Source organism: Rhodococcus sp. NPDC055112 (assembly GCF_053607505.1).
In genome coordinates this window covers 36,292-56,202 of record NZ_JBSGTR010000034.1, presented here as the reverse complement: position 1 = coordinate 56,202, position 19,911 = coordinate 36,292, and the positions used below count along the sequence as shown (strand labels likewise).

General features: G+C 69.7%; 20 protein-coding genes. 12 read left to right on the top strand and 8 right to left on the bottom strand.

Annotated elements, in window-relative coordinates; all coding sequences use genetic code 11:
• Positions 1-165 precede the first annotated feature (165 nt).
• Positions 166-450 (bottom strand): putative quinol monooxygenase, encoded by a 285-nt coding sequence (locus ACWFRB_RS16035; protein WP_452642127.1) that lies wholly within the window; start codon positions 448-450, stop codon positions 166-168.
• A 29-nt stretch (positions 451-479) separates the two neighbouring features.
• Positions 480-1,031 carry a nuclear transport factor 2 family protein gene (locus tag ACWFRB_RS16030; RefSeq protein ID WP_452642126.1) on the bottom strand — a complete coding sequence of 184 codons (552 nt, stop codon included), beginning with the start codon at positions 1,029-1,031 and terminating at the stop codon, positions 480-482.
• Between the two features lie 153 nt (positions 1,032-1,184).
• On the opposite strand from ACWFRB_RS16030, the gene ACWFRB_RS16025 reads away from it, so the two are divergent.
• Positions 1,185-1,985, top strand: coding sequence for a mycofactocin-coupled SDR family oxidoreductase (locus ACWFRB_RS16025; RefSeq protein ID WP_452642125.1), 801 nt, complete (start codon positions 1,185-1,187; stop codon positions 1,983-1,985).
• 2 nt (positions 1,986-1,987) lie between these two features.
• A complete protein-coding gene (locus ACWFRB_RS16020) occupies positions 1,988-2,842 on the top strand; it encodes a mycofactocin-coupled SDR family oxidoreductase (protein ID WP_452642124.1) in 855 nt (284 codons plus the stop codon).
• 70 nt (positions 2,843-2,912) lie between these two features.
• Here ACWFRB_RS16020 and ACWFRB_RS16015 read toward each other — a convergent pair whose 3' ends face one another.
• Entirely contained in the window at positions 2,913-3,668 is a 756-nt protein-coding gene (locus ACWFRB_RS16015) for an FAD-binding oxidoreductase (protein WP_452642123.1), read from the bottom strand.
• Positions 3,669-3,812: 144 nt separating this feature from the next.
• Between ACWFRB_RS16015 and ACWFRB_RS16010 the strand changes: the two genes are divergently transcribed.
• The 3 genes from ACWFRB_RS16010 (at position 3,813) to clpB (ending at position 8,807) form a co-directional block, all read left to right on the top strand.
• Positions 3,813-5,390: an AMP-binding protein gene (locus tag ACWFRB_RS16010; RefSeq protein ID WP_452642122.1), complete on the top strand. Its 1,578-nt coding sequence runs from the start codon at positions 3,813-3,815 to the stop codon at positions 5,388-5,390.
• A 27-nt stretch (positions 5,391-5,417) separates the two neighbouring features.
• On the top strand, positions 5,418-6,113 hold the full coding sequence (locus tag ACWFRB_RS16005) for an alpha/beta hydrolase (protein WP_452642121.1): 696 nt from the start codon (positions 5,418-5,420) through the stop codon (positions 6,111-6,113).
• A 141-nt stretch (positions 6,114-6,254) separates the two neighbouring features.
• Positions 6,255-8,807: an ATP-dependent chaperone ClpB gene (gene clpB, locus ACWFRB_RS16000; protein WP_452642120.1), complete on the top strand. Its 2,553-nt coding sequence runs from the start codon at positions 6,255-6,257 to the stop codon at positions 8,805-8,807.
• 193 nt (positions 8,808-9,000) lie between these two features.
• Here clpB and ACWFRB_RS15995 read toward each other — a convergent pair whose 3' ends face one another.
• Both ACWFRB_RS15995 and ACWFRB_RS15990 read right to left on the bottom strand, forming a co-directional pair.
• Complete coding sequence (locus tag ACWFRB_RS15995) at positions 9,001-9,675, bottom strand: MspA family porin (RefSeq protein ID WP_452642119.1); 675 nt, start codon at positions 9,673-9,675, stop codon at positions 9,001-9,003.
• A 55-nt stretch (positions 9,676-9,730) separates the two neighbouring features.
• Entirely contained in the window at positions 9,731-10,396 is a 666-nt protein-coding gene (locus tag ACWFRB_RS15990) for an MspA family porin (protein WP_452642118.1), read from the bottom strand.
• A 306-nt stretch (positions 10,397-10,702) separates the two neighbouring features.
• Between ACWFRB_RS15990 and ACWFRB_RS15985 the strand changes: the two genes are divergently transcribed.
• The 5 genes from ACWFRB_RS15985 to pyrE all read left to right on the top strand — a co-directional run bounded on the left by ACWFRB_RS15985 (position 10,703) and on the right by pyrE (position 14,758).
• Complete coding sequence (locus ACWFRB_RS15985; protein ID WP_452642117.1) at positions 10,703-11,440, top strand: FadR/GntR family transcriptional regulator; 738 nt, start codon at positions 10,703-10,705, stop codon at positions 11,438-11,440.
• 110 nt (positions 11,441-11,550) lie between these two features.
• Positions 11,551-12,561 carry a DUF5666 domain-containing protein gene (locus ACWFRB_RS15980; RefSeq protein WP_452642116.1) on the top strand — a complete coding sequence of 337 codons (1,011 nt, stop codon included), beginning with the start codon at positions 11,551-11,553 and terminating at the stop codon, positions 12,559-12,561.
• Between the two features lie 91 nt (positions 12,562-12,652).
• A complete protein-coding gene (locus tag ACWFRB_RS15975) occupies positions 12,653-13,459 on the top strand; it encodes a hypothetical protein (protein WP_452642128.1) in 807 nt (268 codons plus the stop codon).
• Positions 13,460-13,607: 148 nt separating this feature from the next.
• Complete coding sequence (locus tag ACWFRB_RS15970; RefSeq protein ID WP_452642115.1) at positions 13,608-14,180, top strand: LemA family protein; 573 nt, start codon at positions 13,608-13,610, stop codon at positions 14,178-14,180.
• A gap of 47 nt (positions 14,181-14,227) precedes the next feature.
• Positions 14,228-14,758, top strand: a complete 531-nt coding sequence (gene pyrE / locus ACWFRB_RS15965) for an orotate phosphoribosyltransferase (RefSeq protein WP_077040452.1) — start codon at positions 14,228-14,230, stop codon at positions 14,756-14,758.
• A 9-nt stretch (positions 14,759-14,767) separates the two neighbouring features.
• Here the strand turns inward: pyrE and ACWFRB_RS15960 are convergent, their stop codons facing one another.
• From ACWFRB_RS15960 to ACWFRB_RS15950, 3 genes are all read right to left on the bottom strand, one after another.
• On the bottom strand, positions 14,768-15,604 hold the full coding sequence (locus ACWFRB_RS15960) for a DUF5602 domain-containing protein (protein WP_452642114.1): 837 nt from the start codon (positions 15,602-15,604) through the stop codon (positions 14,768-14,770).
• 83 nt (positions 15,605-15,687) lie between these two features.
• Positions 15,688-16,974, bottom strand: a complete 1,287-nt coding sequence (locus ACWFRB_RS15955; RefSeq protein WP_452642113.1) for an MFS transporter — start codon at positions 16,972-16,974, stop codon at positions 15,688-15,690.
• On the bottom strand, positions 16,971-17,423 hold the full coding sequence (locus ACWFRB_RS15950; RefSeq protein WP_452642112.1) for a MarR family winged helix-turn-helix transcriptional regulator: 453 nt from the start codon (positions 17,421-17,423) through the stop codon (positions 16,971-16,973). Before ACWFRB_RS15950 ends, ACWFRB_RS15955 begins: the two co-directional genes overlap by 4 nt.
• A 121-nt stretch (positions 17,424-17,544) precedes the next feature.
• Between ACWFRB_RS15950 and galT the strand changes: the two genes are divergently transcribed.
• Both galT and galK read left to right on the top strand, forming a co-directional pair.
• On the top strand, positions 17,545-18,663 hold the full coding sequence (galT, locus tag ACWFRB_RS15945; protein ID WP_452642111.1) for a galactose-1-phosphate uridylyltransferase: 1,119 nt from the start codon (positions 17,545-17,547) through the stop codon (positions 18,661-18,663).
• Positions 18,660-19,841 (top strand): galactokinase, encoded by a 1,182-nt coding sequence (galK, locus tag ACWFRB_RS15940; protein WP_452642110.1) that lies wholly within the window; start codon positions 18,660-18,662, stop codon positions 19,839-19,841. Before galT ends, galK begins: the two co-directional genes overlap by 4 nt.
• Positions 19,842-19,911: the final 70 nt, after the last annotated feature.

Sequence of the window (19,911 nt, the reverse complement as noted above, 5' to 3'; positions counted from 1 at the left end):
GCCTGGAGGCGCTCGTGCGCGCCGCCTTCGCGGACGCCGCGCTGCCTGACCCGCTGTGGTTCGAGACGACGGTCGAGGACCCGGGCGTCGGGCAGACCCGCGCCGCGCTCGCACGGGGCGCGGACGTCGTCGTCGCCGTGGGCGGGGACGCGGTCGGCGCGAGGATCAGGCCAATGCGGACGCGTGGTTGGACTCCCAGAGCTCGATCACCGGTCCGAACTCGGCCAGGAACGCGGCGACGTGCGGTGTGGAGCCGTGGTCGTCGAGCGCCTGACGCGACTGCCAGTGCTCGAAGCACAGGAACAGCGACGGATCGTCGTGATCGCGATAGAACTCGTAGGTGAGGCAACCGGGCTCGGCGAGCGTCGGCTCGACCAGCGCGAGCATGGCGAGCGCGGCGCGGTCGGCCGCGGCCGGGGCGACCTTCACGCGGATGAAAGCGGTGTGCACGGTGTGCCTTTCGGGTCGTCGGGCTGATCTCACGCGGAGACGTGGACCATCTGCACGTACTTGCGGGGCAGGTCCTCGAAGGCGATCTTCGTGACGCTCACCGGGCCGGATTGGTAGGAATCCTCGCCGCCGATGAGCCCGTCGGCGTCCACCGGCCACAGGATCAGCTGTCGGTTCACCACCAGGTAGTCGGCGCTCTCGTCGTCGACCTCGATGCCGACCGATGCGGCATACGCGCCGGGATAGATCTGCTTGAGGAAGCCCTCGGTGACCACACAGTGGTCGTCCACGACGAGCCGATCGAGCGCAAACTCGAGCACGTTCGTCTTGGTCCCGATGAACCAGCTGTAGTACGTCCGAACGGCGTCCGTGCCCTTGGGACCGACGTCCTTTCCTCCGTTCCAGAAGTGGTAGTCGGGGTCAGGGGCGAGGGTGCCGATCAACCGGTCGAGGTCGGGCTCCTCCTCGGCCTGCATGTGCTCCAGGACTGCGCCGAGTACCACGCGATGTCGCGGGTTGGTCGTGTCGGCCAGTCGGGTCTGCAACATCTCCCAGGTGCGGGTCGGGTCGATGATCGCCATGCGGGTCTCCAATCGTCGGGTCGATCGAATACTGCCCCGGACACCCGCCGCGGCAGGCGGAGTTCGCGCGGACCTCCCGCTGCGCGGGAGAGCTGCTGTCAGCCCTGCGGAGTGCCCCCTTAGCGTCGGCTGCAGACGTGGAAGGAGACACCGATGTCTCGTATGGCGGGCAAGGTCGCGCTCATCACCGGCGCAGGCAACGGAATGGGGCGCAGCCATGCGGTCCGTCTCGCCGAGGAGGGCGCGGACATCATCGCGATGGACCTCCCCGGTGCGGCGGCCGACCTGGCCGAGACCGCCCGGCTCGTGGGTGAGACGGGACGGCGCGCGGCGGTCGCAGGGGCGGACGTGCGCGATCTCGCCGCGGTGCAGGCGGGCGTGGACGCGGGTGTGGCCGAGCTGGGCCGGCTCGATGTCGTCGTCGCCAACGCGGGTGTCTGCGACAACCCGGGCCCGGCGTGGACCATCGACGCCCCGGTGTGGCAGCGCTCCCTTGACATCAACCTGACCGGCGTCTGGCACACGGTGAAGGCCGCGGCCCCGTCGATCGGCGCCGACGGCGGGTCGGTCGTCATCGTCAGCTCGACCGCGGGCATGAAGGCCGTCGCGGGCGCCGCCCACTACTCGGCGAGCAAGCACGCTGTGATCGGGCTGATGCGGACACTCGCAAACGAGCTGGGGCCGAAGTCGATTCGCGTCAATGCCCTGCTGCCAGGCGCGGTCGGTACCGCGATGACGCTGAACCCCGCCACCTTCGCCCGGCTGCGGCCCGACCTGGCGGACCCCACCGTGGAGGACGTGATGGAGGTCCTGGCGCGCAACCATCTGCTGCCGGTGCCGTGGGTGGAATCCGCCGACGTCAGCAACGCCCTGCTCTTCCTGGTATCCGACGAAGCCCGGTACATCACCGGAACCGAGCTGGTGGTCGACGCCGGCCTGACGCAGAAGGTGTGACGATGACGCGAGCGGGGACTACTCCGAGCGGGCGGGTGGCGGGCAAGGTCGCGCTGGTGACCGGCGCGGCCCGCGGCATCGGACGGGCGCAGGCACTGCGGTTCGCGCAGGAGGGGGCCGACGTGATCGCCGTCGACCTGTGCGGGCCGATCGACACGGTGGTCACGCCGCCGTCGAGCGCGGCGGACCTCGCCGAGACCGCGGCGCTGGTGCGCGAAACGGGCGGGCGGATAGAGACTTTCGAGGTCGACGTGCGCGATCGGGCGGCGCTGTCGTCCGCGGTGGACGCCGGGGTCGCGGCGTTCGGCGGCCTCGACATCGTCTGCGCCACCGCGGGGATCACCTCCTCGGCCCCGGCGCTCGATCTCGACGAGCAGACCTGGAACACCATGCTCGACGTCAACCTGACCGGGGTGTGGCAGACGTGCGCGGTGGCGGCGCCGCACCTGATCGAGCGGGGCGGCGGGTCGATGATCCTCACCAGTTCGATCGCCGGGCTGCGCGGCCTGGTCGGCGTCGCCCACTACACCGCCGCCAAGCACGGCGTCGTCGGGCTGATGCGTTCGATGGCAAAGGAATTGGCGCCGCACCAGGTCCGGGTCAACACCGTGCACCCCACCAACGTGGACACCCCGATGATCCAGAACGACGCGGTGCGCACGAAGTTCCGCCCCGATCTCGACCGGCCGCCGACGCGCGAGGAGTTCGCCGAGTCGGCCGCGACGATGAACATGCTCGCGATCCCGTGGATCGAACCGGTGGACGTCGCGAACGCCGCGCTCTTCCTGGCGTCCGACGAGGCGCGCTACATCACCTCGGTGTCCCTCCCGGTCGACGCGGGCAGCACCAGGCGCTAGGCGGCTGCGCCGCGGTCGTGCGCGGTTGAGGGGTCCCTGGACTCGTCAACCGCGCACGGGCGCGGAGCGCCTATTCGAACTGGATGGCGCCCGCGGGGGTTCCGCTGTCGATGAGCGCGCGCAGGGTGAAGCGCACCATCGCGGGGGAGCCGCAGACCAGCACCTGGTGGTCGGTGTAGGCGCCGTACGAGCTGACGACCTCGGCGAGGGTGCCCGCGATGATGTCGTCGGGGCCGAAGCCGATGTCGACCCGGGTGCTCTCGTGCCATTCGTCGGCCCACTCGGGGTCGTGCACGCTCTCGACGACGGGGACCACGGTCAGCCAGTCCAGTTGCTGGGCCAGGATCCACAACATGTCCGAGCCGTAGAGGTCGCGGGGGTGACGGCCGCCGATGAACAGGTACACCCGTGGCGGCCTCGGGCGCCGCGCGAGCTCCAGGATGATCGAGCGGAACGGGGCGAGCCCGGTGCCGCCCGCGACCATCACGATGTCCCGGCCGGAATCGTCCACCGAGAGGCGCCCGCTGGGCTCGCTGATCTGCCACTGGTCGCCGGGGGCGGTGTCGCCGACGATCGCGCCGCTGATCCAGCCGGCGGGCACCGTCCGGACGTGGAACTCGAGCTTGCCGTCGAGCGAGGGCGGGAGGGCGGGGGAGTAGCGCCGCGAGACCCGCGGGTTCTGCGGCACGGTCACCGAGACCGACTGCCCCGCGGTGAACGGGACGAACTCGCCCTCCAACCGGACGACCGCGAGATCGGTTCGTAGCCGGTGGTGCTCCACCACCGTCGCGGTCCAGACCTGCTGTTCGACACCCGTGTTCTGCATGCCCAGAGGGTATCGCGACGGCATTGACACCTGCACAAATGCAATTGCCACTAGAACATGTGTCAGTTTGCGTTCTAATGTGAGGCGTGCCACGCGCACGGCCGCGGCCCGCCAGCCGTGACCCCCAGTCAGAGCGGAGAAGAAATGACCACCGACGAGCTCGCCGACCTGCACCGCCCGCAGTACACCGCGGACCTGCTGATCACTGCGCTGGAGCGCAACGCGGACCGCCCCGCCCTCTACCTCGGGGACGTGGTGCTCACCGGTGGGCAGATGCGCGACCAGATCAGCTGCTTCGTGCAGGCTCTGCGGTCCCTCGGCATCGACACGGGCTCCACGGTCGCGATGCTCTCGAAGAACCGTCCCGAGGTGCTCATCAGCGTCGGGTCCACGATGATCCTCGGCTGCCGCAACACCGCGCTCGCGCCGATGGGATCGCTCGACGATCACCGCTACATCCTCGAGGACTCCGAGATCGAGACGCTGATCTTCGATCCCACTGCGTTCGAGGGGCGCGCGGCGGAGCTCAAGGCCTCGGTGCCGTCGCTGAAGAACCTCTTCTCGCTCGGCCCGTCCGAGGTGGGAGTCGACTTGCTCGCCCTGGTAGGGGATTTCGTCCCCGAGCGGCTGGTCGCCGCGAAGGTGGCCGGGTCCGACCCGAGCAGCATCGTCTACACCGGAGGCACCACCGGCAAGCCGAAGGGCGTGATCAACACCTTCCAGTCGGGCGTGACGCTGCCGCAGATCCAGATGGCCGAGTGGCAGTGGCCGGACGAGATGCGCTTCCTCGCCTGCACCCCGCTCTCGCACGCGGGCATGGCGTTCTTCGTGCCGACGCTGATGCGCGGCGGCGCGCTCGTGGTGCTGCCCGCCTTCGAGCCGGGCGCCGTCCTCGAGGCGATCGAGAAGCACAAGATCACCGTGACGATGCTCGTGCCGACGATGATCTACATGCTGCTCGACCACCCGGACCTGGCCAAGCGGGACCTGTCCAGCCTGCAGACGCTGTACTACGGCGCGGCGGCCATGTCGCCCGCGCGCCTGGTCGAGGGCATCGAGAAGCTGGGCCCGATCTTCTTCCAGTACTTCGGTCAGTCCGAGTGCGGCATGACCATCACCGTGATGCGCAAGGAGGAGCACGACCCCGCCAACCTCGAGCGGCTGGCCTCCTGTGGGCGTCCGGTGCCGTGGCTGGACGTGCGCCTGCTCGACGACGACCTGAACGAGGTGCCCCGCGGCGAGCTCGGCGAGATCTGCGTGCGCGGCCCGCTGGTGATGCAGGGTTACTGGAAGAAGCCGGCGGAGACCGCGGAGGCGCTGCGCGGCGGCTGGCTGCACACCGGTGACGTCGCCCGCGCGGACAAGGACGGCTTCCTGTACATCGTCGACCGCAAGAAGGACATGATCATCACCGGCGGCTTCAACGTCTTCCCCAGGGAGATCGAGGACGTCATCTCCGGTCATCCCGCGGTCGCCTCGGTCGCCGTCGTCGGTGTGCCGGACGAGAAGTGGGGAGAGGCCGTCAAGGCCTGCGTGGTGCTGCGCGAGGGCGCGACGGTGGAGGTCGCCGAGTTGGTCGAGCGGGTGAAGGCGGCGAAGGGTGCGGTGCACGCGCCCAAGACGATCGACTTCGTCGACGCGCTCCCGCTGACCCCGCTCGGCAAGCTGGACAAGAAGGCGCTGCGGGCGCGCTACTGGGAGGGCGCGGCGCGCGCGGTGTAGCGGCGATCGCGGGCGTAGCGTCGGCCCATGGCCACCTACGTCCTGATCCCCGGAGCCGGATCCGACTCGTCGTACTGGCAGTTCGTGACGCCGCCGCTGCGCGCGGCCGGGCACGACGTGGTGACGCCGGACCTGCCGTGCGACGACGATTCGGCCGGGCTCGCGGAGTACACCGACGTGGTGGTCGACGCGATCGGCGACCGCACCGGGCTGATCCTGGTGGCGCAGTCGATGGCCGGGTTCACCGCGCCGCTGGTCTGCGAGCGGGTGCCGGTGTCGCTGATGGTGCTGGTCGCGGCGATGGTCCCGGTTCCGGGGGAGGCGCCGGGCGACTGGTGGGCGAACACCGGGCAGAGGGCCGCCCGTCGCGCGCAGGACGTGGCGGACGGCCGTGACCCCGACGCCGAGTTCGATCCGGTCACGGTCTTTCTGCACGACGTGCCGCCGGAGCTGATCCCGGCGGTGATGGCGGGCGGGGCGCGGGAACAGTCCGAGACGCCGTTCCGGGCGCCCTGGCCGCTGCCGGCCTGGCCGGACGTGCCGACGCGGTTCCTGCTCTGCCGTCAGGACCGCATCTTCCCCGCGGAGTTCCAGCGCCGGGTGGTGCGGGACCGGCTGGGGATCACGCCCGACGAGATGGACAGCGGTCACCTGCCCGCGCTCGCGCACCCGGCGGAGTTGGTGGAGCGGCTCGAGCGGTACCGCGTCGGCCTCGGGCTGTGACCAGCGGCACCACGTCAGCCCCAAGATTCCCAAACTTGAGCGGAACAGACTCAACCTTTGGAGCGTTGGAACATGTGACAACGCCGAGTGGCCCTGCATAGGCTCGACGGCGACGACCGACGTCTTCCGAAGGGGTGACCAGTGGACTCGTTTTCTCCGACCACCAAGACTCAGGCGGCACTGACCGCCGCTTTGCAGTCTGCTTCCGCCGCGGGCAACCCGGACATCCGTCCGGCGCACCTGCTCGCCGCGCTGCTCGACCAGACCGACGGCATCGCCGCCCCGCTGCTCAAGGCGGTTGGCGTCGACCCGACCGCAGTGCACCGCGAGGCCCAGGCGATGGTGGACCGGCTGCCGCAGACGACCGGCGCGACCACCACGCCACAGCTCGGCCGCGAGGCGCTCGCCGCGCTCACCGCCGCCCAGCACCTGGCCACCGAGCTCGACGACGAGTACGTCTCCACCGAGCACGTCCTGGTCGGGTTGGCCTCCGGTGACTCCGACGTCGCGAAACTCCTTGTCGGGCACGGGGCCACCCCGGAGGCGCTGCGTGAGGCCTTCACCACCGTGCGCGGCAGCGCGCGCGTGACCAGCCCCGACCCCGAGGGCACCTATCAGGCGCTGGAGAAGTACAGCACCGACCTCACCGCGGCCGCGCGCGCAGGCAAGCTCGACCCGGTGATCGGCCGGGATACCGAGATCCGGCGCGTCGTACAGGTTCTCAGCCGCCGCACCAAGAACAACCCGGTGCTCATCGGCGAGCCCGGCGTCGGCAAGACGGCGATCGTCGAGGGTCTCGCCCAGCGCATCGTGGCGGGTGACGTCCCGGAGTCGTTGCGCGGTAAGACCGTCGTCTCGCTCGACCTCGGTTCGATGGTCGCGGGAGCCAAGTTCCGCGGCGAGTTCGAGGAGCGGCTCAAGGCCGTTCTCGACGACATCAAGAACTCGGCCGGTCAGGTGATCACCTTCATCGACGAGCTGCACACGATCGTCGGCGCGGGTGCGACCGGCGAGTCCGCCATGGACGCAGGCAACATGATCAAGCCGATGCTCGCCCGCGGTGAGCTGCGGATGGTCGGTGCCACCACCCTCGAGGAGTACCGCAAGTACATCGAGAAGGACGCCGCCCTCGAGCGCCGCTTCCAGCAGGTGCTGGTCGGGGAGCCGTCGGTGGAGGACACCGTCGGCATCCTGCGCGGCCTGAAGGAGCGCTACGAGGTGCACCACGGCGTGCGCATCACCGACTCGGCTCTCGTTGCGGCCGCGACACTCTCGGACCGCTACATCACCTCCAGGTTCCTGCCGGACAAGGCGATCGACCTGGTCGACGAGGCGGCGTCGCGGCTGCGCATGGAGATCGACTCACGGCCCGTCGAGATCGACGAGGTCGAGCGCACGGTGCGGCGGCTCGAGATCGAGGAGATGGCGCTCGAGAAGGAGACCGACGAGGCGTCCAAGGCCCGGCTGGTCAAGCTGCGCCAGGAGCTCGCCGACGACCGCGAGAAGCTGGGGCAGCTGAGCACCAGGTGGCAGAACGAGAAGCAGGCCATCGATTCCGTCCGCGAGATCAAGGAACAGCTCGAAGCGCTTCGCGGCGAGTCGGATCGGGCCGAGCGCGACGGCGACCTGGGCAAGGCGGCCGAGCTGCGGTACGGCCGGATCCCGGAGCTGGAGCGCAAGCTCGAGGCCGCGGTCGAGGCGTCCGGTGGCGCCAGCGACGGCGACGTGATGCTCAAGGAGGAGGTCGGGCCCGACGACGTCGCCGATGTCGTGTCGGCGTGGACCGGTATCCCCGCGGGCCGGATGATGGAGGGCGAGACCGCCAAGCTGCTCCGGATGGAGTCGGAGCTGGGCAAGCGGGTCGTCGGCCAGGACGAAGCGGTGATCGCGGTGTCCGATGCGGTCCGTCGCGCACGGGCAGGGGTCGCCGACCCGAACCGGCCGACCGGCTCGTTCCTGTTCCTCGGCCCGACCGGCGTCGGCAAGACCGAACTGGCGAAGGCGTTGGCGGACTTCCTGTTCGACGACGAGCGGGCGATGGTCCGGATCGACATGTCGGAGTACAGCGAGAAGCACTCGGTGGCGCGGCTGGTCGGTGCGCCTCCGGGGTACGTCGGCTATGACCAGGGCGGTCAGCTCACCGAGGCGGTCCGCAGGCGGCCGTACACGGTGGTGCTGTTCGACGAGGTCGAGAAGGCGCACCCGGACGTGTTCGACATCCTGCTGGCGGTGCTCGACGAGGGGCGCCTGACCGACGGTCAGGGCCGAACGGTTGACTTCCGCAACACCATCCTGATCCTCACCTCGAACCTCGGCGCCGGTGGCACCAGGGAGCAGGTGATGGACGCGGTGCGGCACGCGTTCAAGCCGGAATTCATCAACCGGCTCGACGACGTGGTGATCTTCGATCCGCTCTCGGAGCAGCAGCTGGAGTCGATCGTCGACATCCAGCTCGGGCAGCTGGCGAAGCGGCTCGCGGCGCGCAGGTTGAGCCTGGAGGTGTCGGGGCCCGCGAAGGAATGGCTGGCGCACCGCGGATACGACCCGCTGTACGGGGCGCGGCCGCTACGCCGGTTGATCCAGCAGGCGATCGGCGACCAGCTCGCGAAGCTGTTGCTGGCCGGGGACATCCACGACGGAGACACGGTGCCGGTGAACGTCTCGGTCGACGGTGATTCGCTGGTCCTGGGGTAGGTGTCCGACACACGACTGTGCGCGAGGTTCGTGGAGAACCTCGCGCACAGTCGCGTTGTGGCCGGGGTCGGGGTGCCGCGATTCATGGGCCGGGGGGCAGACCAGGAGCCGCGGCGCCGTCGAGCTCGGCGCCCACCCGGGTTCGGTCGCGTGAGGGGCGCGGCCGAGGGGACCGGGTGCGTTGGGGGTGGGATCAGCCGATGCTGAAGGGCTGGCCCCAGAGGGTGACGTTGCCGGTGACGTTGGCCGTGTTGACGGTGACCTTGACGTAGGAGCGGGCCTGCGCGTAGCCGGCGCAGCCGCTGACTCCGAGTGTGGAGTCGGCCCAGGTGACGCTGCCCTTGCCCTTGTAGGGGTTGGCGGCGCGGTGCTGTTCGGCGCCGAAGGGGTCGGCGAGCTCGAGGTCGAGGATCTTGTAGTCCACGGCCTGGCCGGGTCCGATCGAGACGTTGCCTGCGCTCTTGGCGGTCTGCTTGGCGGCGCCGTCGGGGTCGGCCCAGGTGGTGCTCATGCCGCCGTCGGTGCCGGTCTTGCCGCCGAGGGTGAGCTGGCAGGCGACGATGTAGCCGGGCTGGATGGTGCCGCTGCCGCCATTGGAGACCTCGACCTTGGTCGAGCCGGAGACCCACACGTTGCGGTGCAGCGGGGTCGAGCCCATCGACGGCGAGATGTTGGCGGTCTCGCCGGTGCGGGTGATGGTGACGACGGTGCCGTCGACGAGGGTCTCGGTGATCGAGCCGTCGGGCAGCGGGACGAGGGTGTCGGCGCTGGCGGCGCCCGCGGACAGGAAGCCGAGGGTGATGGCGGCGGCGCTGCCGACCGCGGCGGTCTTGAGCCCGCGACGCAGGCCGTTGGTGGTGACGTTCATGAATTCCCCTCTGAGGGTTCAGGTATCGAGTTCAGGTGCACGGGCGGCGGAGCCGCTATCCGATGCTGAAGGGCTGGCCGTACAGGGTGGTCTTGGAGTAGTCGTTGCCGACGATCTCGACCACGGTGTAGGAACGGGCCTGGGCGAACCCGCCGCAGTTCTGGATCTCGAGCTGGGTGTCCTGGTACTGGACGGAGTACTTGCCGTTCTTCTTGATGTCCTTGCCCGCGACGCCGACGAACTTGACCTGGCCTGCGGAGACCGGGACGGTCAGTGACCCCGACATCGAGGGGCCGGTCAGGTCCATCGAGGCGCCGATGGAGCCGCCGAGGCCGGTGATGTCGACCTGGCAGCCGACGATGTAGCCGGTGTTGATCCGGGAGATCCCGTGGGTGGAGGAGTTGTTGGTGCCGGAGGTGTTGGCGGCGCCGTTGAACGGTCCGGCCTCGCCTTCCTTGGTGATGCCGGTGACGTCGGCGGTGACGGTCCCGGAGACCCAGGCGGTGCGGCCTGCGCCGTTGGCGGCCAGCGACGGGGAGATCAGGGCGCTCTCTCCGGTGCGGGAGACGACCGCTCCCGGTCCGGCCTTCTGCCCGTCGGGCAGCGGCACGAAGGTGTCGGCATGGGCCGCACCGGTCGACATCAGGCCGATCGCCAGTGCGGCGGCGGCGCCTGCCATACGGGCGCCACGGCGCAGGCCTGACTTGCGGATCTCGCTCATTCGTTCCCCTCTAGAGGTGGTCAGTGGTGGTCGGAAGCGGTGCACGGGACCGGAGGCTGGTCAGATCGTGAGCCATGCTTCCGAACGCTGCGCACGAAACTATCCGCATCATTCGATTGAATGCAATGGACCACACCGAGACGGAAATGAGACTCATCTCACACCGGGTGGTTGGGTCGGGCGAGGCTCGTACAGTGCAGGACGGTTGTCCAGATTGGCCCCCCAACCCTGCGAATCATCTGTAGGATTCGGCCCCTGGGGGTTTTGTGCGGAATTGGCGGTTGTGCAGGGGGCGGAGCGATGGTGATGGACAGGGCGGATCGTCCGCAGAAGACGGCGATGATCATCGCCAGGCGGATCATTGCGGATATCGAGCGAGACGGCCTGCGGCCCGGTGACCGGTTGCCGCCGGAGCGGGTGATGCTCGAGCAGTATCAGGTCGGCAGGGGCACGCTCCGTGAATCGCTGCGATATCTCGAGCTGTCGGGTGCGCTCTCGATCAAGCCGGGGCCGGGCGGGGGTCCGACGGTGCAGAAGCCCGACGGCTCCCATCTGATGACCGGCCTCGGTCTGTTGCTGCAGTTCGAGGAGTCGCCCTTCGGCACGATCGCCGAGGCGCGCGTCGGCCTCGAGCCGTTGATGGCGCGGATGGCTGCCGAGCACCGAACCGAGGAGCATCGTCGTGTCCTCGCCGAGTCGGTTCGTGCGATGGAGGAGCACCTCGACGATCTCGATGCGTTCCTTGCGGCGAACCGCCGATTCCACAACACCATCGCGTGGGCGTCGGGCAACGCGCTGTTCGGCTATCTGGTCGATGCCATGGACGGGGTCTTCGTCGGGGCTGGGGTCGGGGTCGCCTATTCGGAGCGGTTGCGGTCCAGGGTGCTCGCGGACGACGTCGCCATTTTCACCGCGATCGCAGAAGGCGACCCTGACGCGGCGGAGACGGCGATGCGGGCGCATGTCGCGCAGTGGACGGCCTACCTGAAGGACAACTTCCCAGGCGAGCTGTCGCGGCCGATCGCCTGGAATGTGATGCGCTAGCCACCGTCGTCTTCAGCGCGGTCTCAGGTTCCGCCTCTATCCTGACGGGTCGGACTGAATTGACCAGCGGCGGGACCCACGATCGCCCGCGCAGAGAGCAGGCCCGAGACATGAACAACACGGACGATCCGCGCACACCGCAGGAGCGAACCGGCGACGGTACCGAGCCGTTCGACGCCGGCCCCGACCCCACCGCGGAGTGGGCTGCTGCGGCCGAGGGTGCCGCTCCGGACCAGCCGACCGAGGTCTGGGCCCGCGGCGCCGATCAGCCAACGCAGCAGTTCGACCGCTCGGCCGGGCCGGTGACGCCGCAATACACCACCGACCCGCACCAGGCCTACGGTCAGGTCCCGCCGAACGCGACGCAGGCGTACCCGACGTATCAGGGGTACGACCCGAACCAGGCGCCGAACGCGACGCAGGCGTACCCGACGTATCAGGGGTACGACCCGAATCAGCCGCCGAACGCGACGCAGGCGTACCCGACCTATCAGGGGTACGACCCGAACCAGGCGCCGAACGCGACGCAGGCGTACCCGACCTATCAGGGGTACGACCCGAACCAGCCGCCGACGCCACCGCCGACCGGCGGGTCCCCCTACCTCGACGGTGACCAGAAGAAGGGGCCGAGCAAGGGTGTGCTGGCGGTCGCCCTGGTCGTGGCGGGGCTGCTCCTCCTTGCGGTCGTCGGTCTCGGCGTCATGCTCATCGGCGGCGGCGGAGCGGACTCCCCGAGCAGCGCCTCGGCCCCGGTGACGAGCACCCTGCCCAGGGCCAGCACCGCGCCGCCGCGGACCTCCGAACCGCCGGCCACCAGTGCCCCCGACCTGTCGCAGATCCCGGGCGGTGTCGGCGAGGCGATCGGCGCGGCCGGTGCGGCCGTCGGGACCATCACCTCCAACGACGGATCCACGCTGATCCTCGACGGAATCGGCGGCTCCGCGGTCACGGTCGTCACCAACGGGTCCACCAAGATCATCTCGCTCAGCGGCGCGAAGGTCGGCGATCTCAAGCCCGGTGACACCGTCGTGGTCCAGGGTGAGAAGGGCGATGACGGGTCGGTCATCGCCAAGGTGATCGTGAACACCACGCTCCCGGATCTCGGGAACTTCGGGAACTGACGGCGGATCGAAGCAGATGATTTCGGTCCCCGTGCGAGCCGAGTGCCGCGCGGGGACCGTTCAGTCGATATTGTGACTGGCGATGACGCTTATCTGGTTCGGACTCTCAGCGATCGCGCTCGTGGGCGCGATCGTGCTCCTGTCCATCGATCGCAGCAGGCGCGACCAGTTCGGTCGCGTCAGGCAGATCTGGGCGAAGGCGCAGGGCTACACCTACAACGAGTCGGATGAGCACCTGCCGTCGCGTTGGCACCGGGCCGCGCTGGCCAAGCAGGAGTACCTCGGGGCCGTCGACGTGGTGCACGGCATCCGTCGCGGCGAGAACTTCGTGCTGTTCGACCTCGAGGAGACGACGACGATCGTCGCGGTCCAGCGCACGGTCGGCTCCGATGTCGACATCGATCTCCGGCTCCGGTCGACGCCGCCGCCGAAGGATGCGGACATGAACCTGCTCGGCTCGATCGGGCCGCGGGTGGTGTTCGCCACCGACCTGGAGATCGCCCGACGGGTCTGTGATCAGCGCATGGTGCATTTCACGGAGTCGGTTCCGCCGCATGTCCAGATGTTGTGGAGCGAGGGGGAGTGGACGCTCGGTTCGCTGCCGGTCACCAGCAACGGCCGTGAGTGGGACGCCGCGATCGACGCGGTCGCCCGGCTCTCCGGCATCCTGCACGTGCTGCCCCCCGTTCTCGACTCGGCACCTGAGGCGCCGCCGATGGCCGCCCCGGCCGCCCCCGCCCCCCGCGAGCTGCCGGACTGGGAGCGCTCGCCGTACCCGGCGCCGGGCGCGGACCAAGCCGCGCCGCCGAACGTTGTTCCGCTGGCGCGCACCGTAAATCACGATCCGGGACGTCCGTACCCGCACGAGGGTGACGTCGACCAGGACCCGCGCGGCTGAATCAGGCCCGGCGTACGGCCAGTGGGTGGACCCGGTGTGCGAGCGCCCCGGGGTGTGAGTAGATTGCACGCCTGTGACTCTTGTGACGGTTGTGGCGGTCGTTGCTGTTGTTCTTCTTGTGGCGTGGGCGGTGTCCGTGGTTCGACGCTTGCGTCGATTCGAGGGAAACCTCACCGCGAGCCGAGCCCTACTCGATGTGGAACTCGAACGACGGTGCGATCAGGCACCTGAGCTGATCGCCGCTGCCCGGGCCGCGGCGATGCCGTCCGAGATCCTGGCCCCGTTGGTCGGTGCACGGTCGCTGGCCGTCGCGCTGCGCGAGCAGGGCATGAGCCTCGGCGAGCAGGCCGGCTCCGAGAACGCGCTGTCCGTCGCGTTGCACCGGCTGATGTTCGAGGTGGAGTGCAACCCGAATGTCAAGCACGACTGGGCGATTCAGCGCCCCGCGCTCGAGCTCAAGGTGACCGAGCAGCGGATCATCGGAGCGGCCCGGGTGTACAACGACAGTGCCGCCGCGGTGAACCGGCTGGTGCGCTCGGTTCCCGCCGGGGTCGTGGCGCGGCTGGTGGGCGGGCAGCAGGTACCGCTGTTCGAGGCGACGGTCGTCGAATTGCCGATCGGTTCCGACGAGGCCGAGGCGCCCGCCCTGCAGGCTCCCCTGCACGACGACGCGGTCGCCATGACGGACCGGGACGCGGGCGTGCCCGGGGCCCTCCTCTAGGCGACTACGCTGGGGCGTCGAAACTGGACGCGAAGAGGAGCGGTCGAATGACGGAGAAGGCGGAGCTCGCAGGGCTCGTACGCGAGCTGGCTGTGGTGCACGGGAAGGTGACCCTGTCCTCGGGCAAGGAAGCCGACTACTACGTCGACCTGCGTCGCGCGACGCTGCACCACCGTGCCGCACCGCTGATCGGGAAGCTGCTGCGCGAGCTCGTCGCGGACTGGGACTTCGACGCAGTCGGAGGCCTGACCATGGGCGCGGACCCGGTGGCCATGGCCGTCATGCACGCAGAGGGCCGACCGATCGACGCCTTCGTGGTGCGCAAGGCAGCGAAGGCGCACGGCATGCAGCGCCAGATCGAGGGCCCCGACGTGGTGGGGAAGCGGGTGTTGGTCGTCGAGGACACCACCACGACCGGCAACTCCCCGCTGACCGCCGTGCGCGCGCTGCGCGAGGCAGGCGCGATCGTCGTCGGCGTGGCGACCGTGGTGGACCGCGCGACCGGAGCCGATGCCGTCATCGCCGCCGAGGGCGTGGAGTACCGCTCACTGCTCGGCCTCGAGGACCTGGGCCTGTAGCGCTTCGCCTCACGACGCCTGGCGCAGCACCATGCCGCCCATCGTGATGACGTACTCGTCCGCGGCGTCGTCGAACGTGACGGCGACGGTGGTGGGGTAGTAGCCGCTGCGCTGATAGGCCTGTGGCTGTTTGATGCTCCGCACGGTGTTCGGCTTGGTCAGCAACCACTCGCGGGTCGCCATCGGTTCCATGAAGGTGTAGTCGCCGTCCCAGGTTCCGTTGAGGAAGGCCAGCGTGAACTGGTAGGGGCCAGGGATCACCCCGTCGGTGACATCGAACCAGTGCACCCCCATCGCGGGGGATGCCTGCGGCACGAGCTTCGGCCCGAGCATCGGGAAGTAGTCGGGCGGGAGGTAGCGCGGGTCCGGCAGTCGCAGACCCTTCGCCTCGAAATCCGGCCTCGCCGGGTCGATCTCGGCCACCGCGGCCTCGTCGGCCATGTAGAAGTGGGTGTCGAAATGCGGCTTGTCGAACATGCCGCTGGGACCGTGACCGTGGTCGTTCCAGTCGAGGGTGGTGTGGTCGAAGACCGTCGCTGCGGCCTCGTCGGGTAGGTCGAGTTCGAAGGTCGCCACGTCGTGGGTCGCGGGCAGGTCGTACATCGCGCCCTCGGACAGCCGCATGCCCACCTCGGTGGGATTGCCCGCGGCGTCGAGGGTGACGAAGCTGTGGGCGGTCCCATCACCGACCCGAACCGCCGGGCCGTCGAACACGCCCGTGCCGTCGGGGACGCCCGCTCCACCGGTGGTGGGCTGGCCCGCCGGCGCGTGGGTACCCCCGGCCATGGTCAGCGCCGCACACGCGACGATCAGTCCGGCGGACAGGAACCTGCGGCGTGGACGCATCGTGCACCTCGGCTTCCGTGGTGATTCGCGTACCCGTCGATGCTAGTGCCGATGCACCGGGGCGGCGGCCCCTTTGGTGCCGCCTAGTCCGAACCGGCGGTGATGGCCGCGGCCTCGTCCACGCTGTGCGGCGCCGGGTCGTGGTCGTCGACGTGCGCGAGCACCCTGCGCCCGGTGGACAGCACCACGATGGCGGCGGCCGTGCAGAGCGCGCCGACCCAGAACGGCAGGTGCACGTTGCTCTCGCCGAGCTTGCCCGCCACCCACGGTGCGGCGGCGCCCCCGACGAACCTGACGAAGCTGTACGCGGCGGATGCGGTGGAGCGCTCGACCGGCGCGGAGATCATCACGGTCTCGGTGATCAGGGTGTTGTTCACGCCGAGGAAGAGGCCCGCAAGGACCACGCAGACGATCAGGACCGTCTTGTTCTCGGTGAACAGCGCCATCACCGCGAGGTCGACCGCGAACAGGGCCAGCGCGAGCATCATCATCGGCAGCGTGCCGAACGCCCGCTGCAGCCGCGGTGCCAGGAACACCGACGAGACCGCGAGCATCAGGCCCCAGCCGAAGAAGATGAAACCGATTGCGTAGGTTCCCATGTCGAGCGGGAACGGGGTGTACGCGAGCAGGGTGAAGAACCCGTAGTTGTACAGCAGCGAGGTGATCGCGACGGTGAGCAGGCCCCGATGCCGCAGCGCGAGGAACGGGGCGGACAGCGAAGTCCGGCCGGATTTCGGTGCGGGCGTGGCGGGCAACATCACCACGATCAGGATGAAGGCGGCGGCCATCAGTGCGGCGACGCCGAAGAAGGGGGCGCGCCAGCTGACGCTGCCGAGGACGCCGCCGACCAACGGCCCCACCGCGATACCGATGCCGAGCGCGGCCTCGTACAGGATGATCGCCTTCGCGACGCCACCGCTTGCCGCGCCGACGATCGTCGCCAGCGCGGTCGCGATGAACAGCGCGTTGCCAAGGCCCCAGCCGGCACGGAATCCGACGATCTGTCCTACGGTGCCCGACATCCCGGCCAGCGCGGCGAACACCACGATGATCGCCAGGCCCCAGAGCAGCGTCTTCTTCGGGCCGATCCGGCTCGACACCACGCCGGTGATCAGCATGGCGACACCGGTCACGAGCATGTACGAGGTGAACAGCAGCGACACCTGGGAGGGGGTCGCGTCGAGTTGTTCGCCGATCGGTTTGAGGATCGGGTCCACCAGGCCGATACCCATGAAGGCGATGACGCTCGCGAACGCGACCGCCCAGACCGCCTTCGGTTGGTGCAGGATGCTCTTGCTCTCGGTGCCGGCGCTGGTGGCCGTGTCGGTGACTGTCACGGGCTGTTCCTTTGTGTCGCTGGTTTCTCTCATCGCTGTGTTGACGCCTTGATGGCGGCCCGCAGGTCCGCCAGGCTCTGCGAAAGTCGTTCGATCTGTTCGGGTTCGAGTTCGCCGAGGTGGGCGGCGAGCGCGGTGCCGATCTCGGCGCGGGCCTCGCCGAGCCATCGACGCCCGGCCTCGGTCATCTCGACCACCACCGCCCGCGAGTCCGCGGGGTCGCGGTGCCTGCTGGCCAGTCCGGCATCGGTGATCTGCTTGAGCAGGGCGGTGGCCGTCGGCTGTGAGCAGCGATCGATCCTGGCGAACTCGCTGATGCGGAGCTCGCCGTACTCGTCGAGGTGCGAGAGCGCCCGCATCCAGGCTCGCGGCCGGTCGTCGGTCGCGATGGAGGAGGCGAGTCGGGTGAATCGCGACGTGTTGGTCACCAGCTCCGCGAGGACCTCGCGCAGGTGGCGCTCCGTCGGATGGTCGGATGCCATGAGCAATATTATTGCATAGGCAAACTATATATGTGAACCCTGTGGCCTGACATGCCGATGAGGCGCGTGGGGCACAATCTGTGCGGCGGCCAACACGGGTGAAGGGCAGGGACGAGATCCGATGACGATCCGGAGGACGGCGACGGCGCTCGCCGACGGCCGAGAGCTGATCTACTTCGACGACTCCGAGCCGTACGTCAGCGGGGCGGCGACCCGGCAACTGCACGACACCAGGGACCTGTCGCCGATCCGGGTGGAGTCGACGATGCGCTACGACGTGCTCTCCGGCGAGTGGGTGACGATGGCCGCGCACCGGATGGACCGGACGTTCCTGCCCGCGGCCGACGCCTGTCCGCTGTGCCCGAGCGGGGCAGGCCGCGCGCCGACGGAGATCCCAGCCGACGACTACGACGTCGCCGTCTTCGAGAACAGATTTCCGTCCCTGGCGACCGGCGCGGTTGCACCGCCGACGGACCACGTCGACGACGAGTCCCTGTGGCCGCAGCGGGCCGCAGCCGGCCGTTGCGAGGTCGTCTGCTTCACGAGCGACCACGGACGCAGCTTCGCGGAGCTGCCGGTGGGCCGGGTGCGCACGGTGCTGGGCGCGCTGGCCGACCGGACCAGGGAGCTGTCGGCGTTGCCGGGCATCGAGCAGGTCTACTGCTTCGAGAATCGGGGCGAGGAGATCGGCGTGACGTTGGCGCACCCGCACGGCCAGATCTACGCGTACCCGATGCTGCCTGCGAACACCGGCGCGCTGCTACGGCAATCCGAGCGGCACCTGGCACGGACCGGGCGATCGCTGCTGCGCGACGTGCTGGACGCGGAGCGACGTGCGGGCACCCGGGTGGTGCTCGAGGGCGAGCACTGGACGGCGTACGTGCCCGCGGCCGCGCGGTGGCCGGTGGAACTACACCTCGCACCGCACCGGGACGTCCCCGATCTGGCCGCGTTGGAGGCAGTCGAGCTGGACGAGCTGGCACACGTCTACCTCGACATCCTGGGCCGCCTGGATCGGTTCTTCGAGGGGGTGGAACGGCTTCCGTACATCGCTGGGTGGCATCAGGCGCCGGTCGGGGAGCAACGCGCGCTGGGCAGGCTCCACCTACAGCTGTTCTCGTTGATGCGGTCACCGCACCGGATGAAGTTCCTCGCGGGTTCCGAGTCGGGGATGGGGGCCTGGGTCAGCGACACCACGCCGGAGCGGATCGCGGCGCGCTTCCGGGAGATCGCGCCGTGATCGAATGGGTGGAGGCCGCGTCGGATTCGGCGTTGGCCGCTTCCGTCATCGACCGGTTCAGGAGCCAGTTCGGCGCGGAGCCGGAGGGCGTGTGGGCAGCGCCGGGGCGGGTCAACCTCATCGGCGAGCACGTCGACTATGCCCAGGGCCTGTCGCTGCCGATCGCGTTGCCGCACAGCACCGTCGTCGCGGTGGGGCGCCGGGATGACGGGATGCTGCGGTGCGGGTCCGGCCTGGGAACCTGGAGCGGCCGGGTCGAGGAGATCGCGCCGGGTAACCCGCAGTGCTGGGCGGCGTACCTCGCGGGCGTGGTGTGGGCGATGCGTCGAGACGGGCTGCTGGGCAGTGGTTTCGGCGGCGCCGACGTGGCGGTCGAGTCCTCGGTGCCGATCGGTGCCGGCCTCTCCAGCTCGGCCGCACTCGAATGCGCGCTGGCGCTCGCGCTGGCGGAGCTGACCGGGGCGCCGACCGACGACGCCGGTCGCGTCGCGCTGACGGGGTGCTGCGTGCGCGCGGAGAACGACATCGCGCTGGCCCCCACCGGCGGCATGGACCAGGCGATCTCGCTGCGCGCCGAGGACGGTCACGCGCTGCTCGTCGATTCGCGGGACGGCGGTGTTGCCCCGGTGCCGTTCGACCTGGCGGGGGAGGGGCTGGCGCTGCTGGTGATCGACACCCGCGCCCCGCACCGCTTGGTCGACGGCCAGTACGCGCAGCGCCGGGCATCGGTGGAGGAGGCGGCCGCCACGCTGGGTGCGTCGCTGCGCGAGGTGACCGACGTGTCCGCGCTGACCGATCAGGTGTTGCGGCGCCGCGCCCGGCACGTCGTCTCGGAGATCGGCCGGGTGCGGGAGGTGTTGTCGCTCATGGACTCCGGTCGCTACCGCGAGCTCGGCCCGCTGCTGACGGCGTCGCACGTGTCGCTGCGCGACGACTACGAGGTGTCCTGCCCGGAGCTGGACTGCGCGGTGGACTCGGCACTCGCGGCGGGTGCGCACGGAGCCCGGATGACCGGCGGCGGTTTCGGCGGATCGGCCATCGCGCTGATCGATGCCGGCGCGGCGGAGCGCGTCGCGACTGAGGTGCTGGCCGCCGCGCGGTCCCGCGGGCTCACCGAACCGCGCTTCCTGCGCCTGAACGCCTGTGCGGGTCCGGCCCGGCGGGTGGTCCGCAGATGACGAACGGGGGTTCGGCGGCCGGTTTCGCGTGAAACCAGGCCGGCGAACCCCCGCTCGGTGGGTGCTCAGT